Genomic DNA, 11536 nt, shown 5'->3' with positions numbered 1-11536 from the left:
TGGTACCATCATACTCTTACCGCTAATCCATATTTTGCGTGCTTTAACAAACAACCTAACCAGCGTTATTTTCTAATCAATACATTTGCGCCAACCTTAATTAAAAACATAACTATGCACATTAAGATGAAACTTTCTATGGTAATGGGAGGCTTTTTGATGATGTCTGCCGCGGCAGATGCGCAGAAGGTCGACTTTACCGAATATGATTTACCCAATGGCTTACACGTTATTCTGCACCAGGACAAGTCTGCGCCTGTAGCGGCTGTTACTGTTTTTTATCATGTTGGTTCAAAAAATGAAGAAGTTGGCCGCACGGGTTTCGCGCATTTTTTTGAGCACCTTTTATTCGAAGGAACAGAGAATATTAAACGCGGTGAGTGGTCTACCATTGTTACTTCCAATGGCGGGCAGGATAATGCCACCACATCCCAGGACCGTACTTTTTACTATGAGCTATTCCCTTCTAACCAGCTCGAACTTGGTTTGTGGATGGAGAGTGAACGCATGCTGCACCCGGTAATCAATAACGAAGGTGTGGAAACGCAAAACGAGGTAGTAAAAGAAGAAAAACGCCAGCGTATAGATAACCAGCCTTATGGCCATTTCCTCGAAGAAGTATTTACAAGATTGTTTAAAAATCATCCGTACCGCTGGCAACCCATCGGTTCCATGGAAGACCTCGACGCTGCAAAGCTGGAAGAGTTCCAGGCGTTCTTTAAAAAATTCTATGTGCCCAACAATGCCACACTAAGTGTTGCCGGAGACATCGACATAGAACAAACAAAAAAATGGATCGCCAAATATTTTAACGACATTCCCAAAGGCGCAGATATTGTACAGCCAAAGATTGAAGAAGCACCTATTACAAAAGAAATTGTAGATACCGCGTACGATGCTAACATACAGATACCGGCCATCATGACGGCTTACCGCGTTCCCGGTCTTACATCTGAAGATTCAAAAGTGCTCGAGATGATCTCTAGTTATCTCTCGAATGGCGGTAGCTCAAAACTCTACCGGAAAATGGTTGACGATAAAAAGAATGCATTGCAGGTAGGCGCCTTCAATTATTCGCTCGAAGATTATGGAGCATACATTACCTATGCTTTGCCAAACAACAACACGCCACTTACAGACCTGTTGAAAGATATAGACGAAGAAGTGGCAAAATTGCAGACTGAGCTCATCAGCGAGCAGGATTACCAGAAATTATTGAACCAGTTCGAGAACGAATTTGTAAGCGCCAACACACGCATGCTCGGCGTTGCAGAAAACCTGGCAGATGGGCATGTGTATTTTAAAAACACCGGCCACATTAATGATGAGTTGAATGCTTATAAAAAAATTACACGTGAGCAGATAAGAGAAGTAGCCAAAAAATACCTCAATCCAAACCAACGTGTAACGTTGTACTATTTACCCGAAGCTAAAGGCACTAATTAATTTTTATGAGCCCGGCAGCAGTACATGTGGCATCGCCTGTTGCGTCGCACTCTTGTACTAATGAGCATTGCTGAGCCGGAGCGCACAGTATACTGCCAGCGCTTCTATTAGCAAAAGGAAAATAGTTAATCATTACAATTTCTTTCAAACAAGTTATACAATGAAACAAATAATTATAGCAGCCACCGGTTTATTGTTTACCACAGTAACAATGGCGCAATCAGCAGTCGACAGAAGTGTAAGACCCAAGCCGGGTCCTGCACCGGCTATTGCCATTAAAGATCCCGTTATTTATAAACTTGCAAATGGCATTACCGTTTTGGTAGTAGAAAATCATAAACTGCCAAAAGTAACCGCCACCTATTCAATAGATGCAGGCCCGGTAACCGAAGGCAGCAAAGCTGGAACGCTCGATCTTATGGGCGGCATGCTTGCAGAAGGTACAACAAAAATGAGCAAAGCGGAATTTGATGAGGCAGTAGACCAGATGGGTGCAGATGTAAGCCTTGGTTCATCAGGCGGCAGCGTAGGAGCGCTTACCCGTTATTTTGATAAAGCCTTTACATTAATGACAGATGCATTAAAAAGCCCTGCATTCAAACAGGAGTCTTTCGATAAAATCAAAACCCAAACCTTAACAGGCATAAAGTCGAATGAAAAAAGTGCAAAAGCCATTTCTGCAAATGTGGTAGGCGCTCTGTCATTTGGTGCTGATCATCCGGCCGGCGAGTTTACTACCGAGACTTCTGTAAACAGCATTACGCTTGATGACATCAAAAAAGCCTACGCTAAATATATCACGCCATCGCGTGGCTACCTGACCTTCGTTGGAGATATTACACCTGCCCAGGCTAAAGCTCTGGCTGAAAAAACGTTGGGTAACTGGAAAGGCACTGCATTATCACTGGAGCAACTGAAAACAGTTAAGAACCCTGCCAAAACAGAGATCGATATAGTAGACGTACCAAATGCGGTACAAAGCGAAATAACGGTTACAAACCTCGTGTTATTACCAATGAGCAGCCCAGACTATTTCCCGGTATTGCTTACCAACCAGATACTCGGCGGTGGCGCAGATGCAAGACTATTTCTCAACCTGCGTGAAAAACATGGCTTTACTTATGGCAGTTACTCCAACATAGGTTCTGGCCGTTTTCAGTCCAGGTTCAGCGCTACAGCTTCTGTACGCAACGATAAAGTTGACAGTGCAGTGGCCGAAATACTTACTGAACTTAACCGTATAAGAACAGAGAAAGTTTCTGCTACCGAACTTGCCAATGCAAAAGGAATTTATAACGGATCATTTGCATTGGGTTTGGAAAACCCGGCACGTACGGCTTCATTTGCAAGCAACATTATCATCAATGACCTGCCCAAAGATTTTTACAGAACATACCTGCAAAAGATCAATGCGGTAACTGTTGAAGACGTGCAGCGCGTGGCTCAGAAATATTTTAGCTATAACGATACAAGAGTTGTGGTGGTAGGTAAAGCTGAAGCGGTAAAGCCCGGTCTTGCAAAACTTGGGTACGATGTAAAGATGTATGACAAGAATGCAAAGCCTGTTGAAGCAAAAGCAAATGCAGCGGTAAACATGACCGCCGACCAGATCATCGATAAATACATAACTGTATCAGGCGGCGCAGACGAATTAAAAAAGATCAATTCAATATCTTCTACGGGCACACTGGCAGTGCAGGGCATGCAGCTGGATGCTACATCTAAAAGAATGGCGCCAAACAAAGAGTTGATGGAAGTTTCAATGAATGGCCAGGTTGCAATGAGAACTGCTTTCGACGGTGAAAAAGGTTACCAGTCGCAAATGGGTAATAAGATGGATTTTGATGCAGACCAGCTAGCAAAAAAGAAAGAGATCAAAGGTTTGTTTCCACAGATGTATTATAAAACAGCGGGCTATAAACTGGAAGTTACCGGCACTGATAAAGTGGGCGGCGCTGATGCATATAAAGTAAAAATTGTGTCACCTTCCGGCGCTGAGGCGGTTGAGTATTATGATGTGGCAACCGGAAATCTTGTAAAAGAAGAAGCTGTTGAAAAACAGGGAGGCATGGAAATACAACGCAGTGTTGAATATGCCAATTTTAAAAAAGTTGGTAATGTTCTTTTGCCTTTTACTTTTAACATATCTGTACAGGCGGCGCAGGGCAGCCAGGATCTTGTAATGGAAATAAGTGAATATAAAATAAACGAAGGCGTAACTGACGCAGACTTTAAATAAGCTGCCACTTTTGTTTTGATAAAGCAGTTCAGCAATGAACTGCTTTATTTTTTTCGGCGCTTTTCACAGCCTTGTTTCATTGTTATAGCGCCTATCTTTGTTTCATTAATCAGAAATTGCCATGAATGAAAAATTTGTTGCACGGATAAAAGCAGAACTTACAGAAATAGAAGCCGCCGGCCTGTATAAAAAAGAAAGAATTATTACCAGCGAACAGGGTGCGGAAATAATTGTGGGCGGTAAAACGGTGTTGAATTTTTGTGCCAATAATTACCTCGGTCTCTCATCTCACCCAAAAGTTATTGAAGCTGCGCATAAAGCAATTGACAGTCATGGTTATGGCATGAGCAGCGTACGTTTTATTTGCGGTACACAGGATATACACAAAGAACTGGAAGCAAAACTTGCGCAGTTTCTAGGTACAGAAGATACAATTTTATATGCCGCTGCATTCGATGCCAATGGCGGTGTTTTTGAACCTTTGTTCAACGAGCAGGATGCCATCATTTCAGATGCACTTAACCATGCGTCTATTATTGATGGCGTGCGTTTGTGCAAAGCAGTGCGCTACCGCTACGAGCACAATAACATGGAAGACCTTGAAACAAAATTGCTCGATGCTGCTCACTTGCGCAGCCGCATTATTGTTACAGATGGTTCTTTTAGTATGGATGGCACCATTGCCCAGTTAGATAAAATCTGTGACCTCGCCGATAAGTATGACGCTATTGTAATGATTGATGAATGTCATTCATCCGGCTTTTTGGGTAAAACAGGCCGTGGCACGCATGAGTACCGCGGTGTAATGGGCCGCATAGATATCATAACCGGCACACTTGGTAAAGCGCTAGGCGGAGCAAGTGGTGGTTTTACAAGCGGTCGTAAAGAAATTATCGAGATGCTGCGCCAGCGCTCAAGACCGTATCTTTTTTCTAATACGGTTGCGCCAAGCATTGTAGGTGCATCTATCGCCGTGCTGGATATGCTTACAGAAACCACCGAGCTAAGAGATAAACTGGAATACAATACGCGCTATTTCAGAACGCAGATGACGGCTGCCGGTTTTGATATTAAACCGGGCGATCACCCCATTGTTCCGATAATGTTATACGATGCGGTGGTTGCACAAAACTTTGCGGCAAAGCTGCTGGAAGAAGGCATTTATGTAATTGGTTTCTTTTACCCGGTAGTGGCGAAGGGCCAGGCGAGAATTCGTGTGCAGTTGAGCGCCGCGCATGAGCAACACCACCTTGATAAAGCAATCGCTGCATTTACAAAAGTGGGTAAAGAACTGGAGGTGCTAAAGTAAGCAGTGATTGTATAAGCTGGTTGAACCCTTGCCGCCTGAAGTGCTGCAGTACAAGTGTGCGACGCAAGTAAAGCTACATAGTAGCAATGCAGCCGGGTACAAAAAATATTAACTCTTGAGAGAAAAAAGCTGCGATGCAGCTTTTTTTGCGGGTAGCCACGCTGCAAGTACTGCAACCGTAAACACTGTAAAGGATACCAGCAAAAAATCCTGCAGGTGCATTTGCACGGGGTAGTAGTTAATGATAAAAGTGCTGCCGGTAAGTTCAATAAAATGAAATTGGAGTTGCAGGGTGCAAATGACCAATGCCAGCAACATACCAGCGCCGCCACCTACAATTGCCAGTACCAGGCCTGCACTTAAAAAGATGTTTTGAATACGTGTAGTGTGTGCACCCATGGCTTTAAGTACAGCAATGTCTTTTTGCTTTTCCAGTACCAGCATGGTTAGTGCGCCAATCATGTTAAACGCAGCAACTACAAGTATAAGAGAGAGAATACCATAAATCACCCACTTTTCAATCTGCATTACGCTGAACAAACTCTGGTTCTGCTCGTAGCGTGTACGCACTTTCATTTTATCGCCGGTAATGGCCGCCAGTTGTTTGCTGATTGCCGTTTCGTTACTGCCTGGTTTCAAAAGTATGTCCACACCGCTGTACTCTTCATTTTTCAGGTCGAGCATATATTGCATAAACCTGAGATTGGTAAATGCGTATTTATCATCAAACTCCTGCTGAATGGCAAATATGCCGCTGGTTACAACATTGTAAGAATGCATGGCCTCCAGGTTGTCAAACGTGTTGGCCTTCCTGTTGGGCAAATACACAATAAGATTAGACAGTTTATCCTGCGGGTCTGCACCTACAGCATTGCTGATGCCAGAGCCGGCAATAATGGCTGGCTCTTCATCGGTTCCAAGGTTGTATGTACCACGTTCAATATGCTTGCTCAGGTTACATACTTTATCGTAAGCAGCGTCTACGCCTTTCAGGTATACGATGGTCTGGTAATCACCATTCATCAGAACGGCTTTTTCTTCCACGAAAAAACTGATCTCGCCAATGCCCGGGGTAGCCGCAATTTTCTGCACCATATCAGGCGTAAAAGCTGCATATTTTCCTTTGGCAGGTGTAATGCGAATGTCTGAGTAAAAATCGCTGTAAAGGCCTTTAACAATATCTTCAAAACCGTTGAATACACTTAGCACTATGATAAGCGCGGCCGTGCCTACTGCAATAGCAAGCACGCTGATCCACGCAATGATGTTAATGGCATTGGCAGACTTTTTACTCCTGAAATACCGCCATGCAAAAAGGAAATTCAAGTGCTGAGATTTAGAAAATGAAACGGAAGTTAATCTATTTTGTACCGGGCAGCATTGCTACTATGTAACTGCGGTTGTGTCACTCACTTGTACGTCCGGTTCATTAGTCAGCAAGGCCACAATCATCGTGTAAACTGCATACAGCTTATGCGCCCACTGTTACAATACCTGTGTACGGTCATCAACTACAGCTTCGGTCTCAACAGTAGCATGTTTTTCTTCATCTTTTGTAGGGAAGAATTTTTTCTGCCACAGGAGCAGCGCAATCACACCGGCAGATATAGAAGCATCGGCCAGGTTAAAGACCGGTCTGAAGAATTCGAAACTTTCGCCACCCCACAGCGGAAACCATGATGGGAACGTTGCATCCGTAATGATGGGGAAGTAAAGCATGTCTACAACCTTGCCATGCAAAAAGGTAGCATAATTATGCTCGGTAAAAGCCTGGGCAATAAGGTATGGCTGGCTTTCACTGAATATAAGTCCGTAAAACATACTGTCTATCAGATTACCCAGTGCGCCGGCATAGATGAGAGCCGCACAAACAATGAACCCGCGGTGGTATTTTTTGCGGATAATGGTACGCAGGTAAAACGTACCAAAAATTACGGCCACCAAACGAAAAAGAGTAAGGATGATCTTGCCAAAATCACCGCCAAATTTCCAGCCCCAGGCCATTCCTTCATTTTCCACGAAATGCAGCCTGAACCAACTGCCGATTACATTGTGTTCCTCGCCAAGATAATAGCCGGTTTTAATGTATACTTTCAGCAACTGGTCGGCAAGTAAAATGCCTGTGATGATTAATGCAACGTGCTTACCCTTCACGATTAAATAAAATTTGCGGCAAAGATAAGGGAAATGCATGCTGCCCTTTAGTACCTTAACAAATGGTTTTTCGCCTCGCTTCTTTACGCATAATTTCAATTTTTCTACGCCGGAATTGTTTATCTATGCAGGTATAATTCTTAACCATGAAGGCTTTGCGCTTTTTAGTGATCCTCAGTTTCACCGTCCATATTTCCTGCGCACAGGCGCCAAAAGACAGCTATACCAAGATTGAGCAAATGATCCCCATGCGGGATGGTACCAGATTATACACGGCCATATACATTCCAAAAAACAATGCCGGAAAGTTGCCTTTTCTGATGGTGCGTACACCATATTCCTGCCAGCCCTACGGTAAAGACAATTTACCTTCCCGGTTGGGGCCAAACATGTTGTTTAAAAATGAACCTTATATTTTTGTTTACCAGGATGTACGTGGCCGCCACATGAGCGAAGGCGTGTTCCGTGAAATGACGCCTTATATACCAGGTAAAAAAACAAACAAAGACGTAGACGAAAGCAGCGATACTTACGATACCGTAGACTGGTTGCTGAAGAATATTGACAACAACAATGGCAAAGTTGGTATATACGGTATTTCGTACCCCGGATTTTATGCCACCGCCGCCCTGCCAAATGCGCATCCTGCAATTAAAGCTGTATCTCCGCAGGCGCCCGTTACAGATGAGTTTGAGGGAGATGATGCCTACCACCGGGGCGCATTCTTTGTAATGGACAACTTCGATTTTATGAATTTTTTTGATGCCCCTAGAAGCGCACCCAGGGCAGACAACCCGCCCATCGATAAAAACCTTGAAATAAAAGATGCATATGATTTTTACCTGAAAGCCGGCGCATTATCCAATCTTAATACAAAATATTTTGGTGGCAAAAGCAACATTTGGAATGAATACCTGGCGCATGCAACGAAAGATGCTTACTGGCAATCAAGAGACATCAGGAAACACCTGGTAAATGTAAAACCCGCTACACTGGTGGTTGGTGGCTGGTTTGATGCGGAAGATCTTTTTGGTGCATTGAACACTTACAGTACTATTGAAAGCCAGAATAAATCAAATGACAATAGACTGGTAATGGGCCCGTGGACACACGGTGCATGGGAACGCCAGAATTGGAACAGGTTTGTATCGTACAATTTTGAAAGCAACACTGCCGCATATTTTCAGCAGATGGAACTGGATTTTTTCAACTATCATCTGAAAGCAAAAGGAAATTTTGATGCGGGCGAGGCAACGATCTTCTTTACAGGCACCAATGAATGGAAGCGTTTTGCGCAATGGCCGCCGGCAGGAGTTAAAACACGAAAATTATTGTTGAATGCAAATCATCAACTGGAATTAAACGATGTGGCTACCACAGGCGCCGATGAATACGTATCAGACCCGGCGAACCCGGTACCCTACATAAATAAAATTGCCGGCGAGCGGCTGAGCGAATACATGGCGGCCAACCAGCAGTTTGCCGCTGTGCGCAACGATGTACTTTGCTACACTTCTGTTGTGCTCGATAAAGATATTACCCTGGCCGGGCCGCTAACGGCAAACCTGTCTGTAAGTATAACCGGTACAGACGCAGATTTTATTGTAAAGATTATTGATGTTTTGCCTGATTCTGCCGCCACGCAGCAATTGGTAAGAGCAGAGGTGTTAAGGGGAAAGTTTCGTAACAGCTTTAAAAAACCCGAACCTTTTAAACCGGGTAAAATAACGCCGGTAAAATTGCAACTCAATGATGTAGCGCACACTTTTAAAAAAGGACATCAGATTATGGTGCAGGTGCAGAGCTCATGGTTTCCGCTGGTAGACCGTAATCCACAGCAATTTTTAAACATACCTGCTGCAAAAGACACCGATTTCAAAAAACAGTCGATTAAAATTTTGCACAGCAGCCAGTATCCATCCTGGATCAGTTGCACCGAGCTCGAGTAAGCCAATCACACATAGGTTACCAGGGCTGGTCCTGACAAAATTGTGGTTTACAGGCAGGTTGTATCGCTGTCTTCGTGTTGCCCAATAAAGATCTAACCGTTGAAGAGTGCGACGCAACGGAAGCCAAATTCTGGTATTACAGCCGGGTTAATCATCAAAAAATACCCGTATTTACAAATCAGGTATTCTTTTTGGATAGGTAAAATGCCTTGCGAAGCATTTTTTTTTGCATTTTTGCAACAGGCACCATTTTAAAAACAGGCATGAAGCAAACGATATACAACCAGTTAACCGAGAAAAAAAGAGCAGGGCGCAAATCATTCACGGTGCTTATTGATCCCGATAAAGTTGATGGCGGTAAGATTGATAACCTTATAACCCTGGCTCTGGATGCTAAAGTGGACTATTTTTTTGTAGGTGGCAGCCTAGTTATTTCAAATTATCTTGATCAATGCATTCAGCACATAAAAGCGGCCTGTGACATTCCCGTGGTCCTTTTTCCCGGCGCACCATCGCAGGTTAGCAAATACGCAGATGCCTTATTGTACCTTTCTTTAATATCAGGCCGTAATCCCGAACTGCTTATTGGTCAGCACGTAATCAGTGCGCCGTTTGTAAAACAATCTGGCCTGGAAATAATGCCAACCGGCTATATGGTTATTGATGGTGGCGCACCAACAACAGTTTCTTACATTTCAAACGCATCTCCCATTCCGTCAGACAAAAATGAAATTGCCATGTGCACCGCTATGGCGGGCGAAATGCTGGGCATGAAGCTCATCTACATGGATTCCGGCAGTGGCGCCAAAAGGCCCGTTAGCGAGGCCATGATCGAAAAAGTGTCTGCCAGTATAGAAGCCCCGCTGATTGTGGGTGGCGGCATTACCGATCCTGAAAAAGCATACCTCAACTGCAAATCGGGTGCAGATGTTATAGTGGTGGGCAATGCAATTGAGAAAGACTCGTCTCTTATAAAAGAAATGAGCGATGCTGTTCACTCTGTTCCCGTATTGGTTTAATCGTTTTTTATTTTGGTAGCCGGCTGTAAACCGCTCTGCGGCTTCTCTTGCGTCGCACTCTTGTGCTGTATCTCATTATTCAGCAGTTCCGGGCACTACAGCGCACCTCCTTGCAAACAGCATCGTATGCAGGTACGTTTATGGTTGAGCTATATTGTTTCTATACCCTGGTACAGGGTACGCAGGCTTTGCATGCTTAACAATCTCATCCCTTCGGGCAAAAATCATAAACTTATCTTTGCGCCTGCAAGCTATCAATATGGAACTAAACAGGTACATTGACCATACCATTCTAAAGCCTACAACACTGGTTGCTGATATCGAAAAATTATGTAAAGAAGCCCGTGAGTATAATTTCGCGGCCGTTTGTGTGCCGCCACCGTTTGTAAAAAAAGCAAAGCATTTACTGGAAGGGTCTGGCGTTAAAACCGCAACGGTAATTGGTTTTCCTTTTGGTTACTCAGCCACAGAGGCAAAAATTGCGGAGGTGCTGCTGGCTATTGTAGATGGTGCAGACGAGCTGGACATGGTGATTAATCTGATAGCGCTCAAAAACAATGACTGGGAATACCTCGCAAACGAAATCAATCATATAATGCCTATAGTACGGCAAAAGCAGAAAGTCATCAAGATCATCATAGAGTCAGGCATATTGACCAACGAGGAAATTACCAGGTGTTGCGACTTATACGGTGCTGCCGGCATAGATTATTTGAAAACTTCCACAGGCTATGCAGAAGCCGGCGCCACGGTAGAGGCTGTAAAGCTTTTTAAAAAGCACCTGCCTGCTGCTGTAAAAATAAAAGCTTCAGGCGGTATAAGAACCTACGGTTTTGCCCGGGAGCTGGTAGAGGCAGGAGCGGAACGGCTGGGCTGCAGTGCTGGAGTTTCGATCATGCAGCAGGCGTCGGACGATTCAACAGATTATTAAACCAATCAATATTAATTTTATTTTTAGCTGTATAAAAAATTATATATGTGCCGATCGTCGTTATTAATACTATTCTGCTGTTTTATTGTTTTTAAAGCCGCGGCCACAGATACGGTTATTATCCATAAAGATGCAAGGCTGGACGTATTAACGGCAAAACAGGCGGCGGTAAACAAATTAACGGCTAAAATGACAAGCAATGGCCAGTACAAGGGTTTCAGGTTACAGGTACTTAACAGCCGCAGCAGGGATGAAGCTTTTAAAGCAAAGTCAGACCTCCTGCAAATGTTTCCTGATCAGAAATCGTATGTACTTTTTCAATCGCCATATTTTAAAGTAAGGATCGGGAATTTTTATGAAAAGGCTGAAGCGATTTCTTTTAAATCGCAGTTATCAAAGAAATATCCCCAGAATGCTTACGTTGTAGAAGATATCATTGAATATACCCCTGGAGAGGATGAAGAAGATCCCGCGGTCAACTAGCGCGAA

The 11536-nt window shown here is 43.9% G+C and carries 9 protein-coding genes; 7 read left to right on the top strand and 2 right to left on the bottom strand.

Annotation, left to right across the window (positions count from 1 at the left end; all coding sequences use genetic code 11):
* Window positions 1-114: 114 nt before the first annotated feature.
* From I5907_RS01635 to kbl, 3 genes are all read left to right on the top strand, one after another.
* Window positions 115-1446 (top strand): M16 family metallopeptidase, encoded by a 1332-nt coding sequence (locus I5907_RS01635; protein ID WP_196989005.1) that lies wholly within the window; start codon window positions 115-117, stop codon window positions 1444-1446.
* 160 nt (window positions 1447-1606) lie between these two features.
* Window positions 1607-3685 carry an insulinase family protein gene (locus tag I5907_RS01630; RefSeq protein ID WP_196989004.1) on the top strand — a complete coding sequence of 693 codons (2079 nt, stop codon included), beginning with the start codon at window positions 1607-1609 and terminating at the stop codon, window positions 3683-3685.
* 121 nt (window positions 3686-3806) lie between these two features.
* Window positions 3807-4994 carry a glycine C-acetyltransferase gene (gene kbl / locus I5907_RS01625; protein WP_196989003.1) on the top strand — a complete coding sequence of 396 codons (1188 nt, stop codon included), beginning with the start codon at window positions 3807-3809 and terminating at the stop codon, window positions 4992-4994.
* A 108-nt stretch (window positions 4995-5102) separates the two neighbouring features.
* Here the strand turns inward: kbl and I5907_RS01620 are convergent, their stop codons facing one another.
* Both I5907_RS01620 and I5907_RS01615 read right to left on the bottom strand, forming a co-directional pair.
* The gene (locus tag I5907_RS01620) at window positions 5103-6320 is read right to left on the bottom strand and encodes an FtsX-like permease family protein (RefSeq protein ID WP_196989002.1); all 1218 of its coding nucleotides are present in this window, start codon (window positions 6318-6320) and stop codon (window positions 5103-5105) included.
* A gap of 159 nt (window positions 6321-6479) precedes the next feature.
* Window positions 6480-7148, bottom strand: coding sequence for a lipoprotein signal peptidase (locus I5907_RS01615; protein WP_346266763.1), 669 nt, complete (start codon window positions 7146-7148; stop codon window positions 6480-6482).
* 146 nt (window positions 7149-7294) lie between these two features.
* On the opposite strand from I5907_RS01615, the gene I5907_RS01610 reads away from it, so the two are divergent.
* From I5907_RS01610 to I5907_RS01595, 4 genes are all read left to right on the top strand, one after another.
* Complete coding sequence (locus tag I5907_RS01610; RefSeq protein ID WP_231401929.1) at window positions 7295-9097, top strand: CocE/NonD family hydrolase; 1803 nt, start codon at window positions 7295-7297, stop codon at window positions 9095-9097.
* A gap of 263 nt (window positions 9098-9360) precedes the next feature.
* Entirely contained in the window at window positions 9361-10116 is a 756-nt protein-coding gene (locus I5907_RS01605; protein ID WP_196989000.1) for a phosphoglycerol geranylgeranyltransferase, read from the top strand.
* A 259-nt stretch (window positions 10117-10375) separates the two neighbouring features.
* A complete protein-coding gene (gene deoC / locus I5907_RS01600; protein WP_196988999.1) occupies window positions 10376-11047 on the top strand; it encodes a deoxyribose-phosphate aldolase in 672 nt (223 codons plus the stop codon).
* A gap of 45 nt (window positions 11048-11092) precedes the next feature.
* Window positions 11093-11530: an SPOR domain-containing protein gene (locus I5907_RS01595; RefSeq protein ID WP_196988998.1), complete on the top strand. Its 438-nt coding sequence runs from the start codon at window positions 11093-11095 to the stop codon at window positions 11528-11530.
* Window positions 11531-11536: the final 6 nt, after the last annotated feature.

The organism is Panacibacter microcysteis (assembly GCF_015831355.1).
GTDB lineage: Bacteria > Bacteroidota > Bacteroidia > Chitinophagales > Chitinophagaceae > Panacibacter > Panacibacter microcysteis.
The sequence above is the reverse complement of the archived record's forward strand: the minus strand, read 5'-3'. Positions and strand labels throughout refer to the sequence as shown.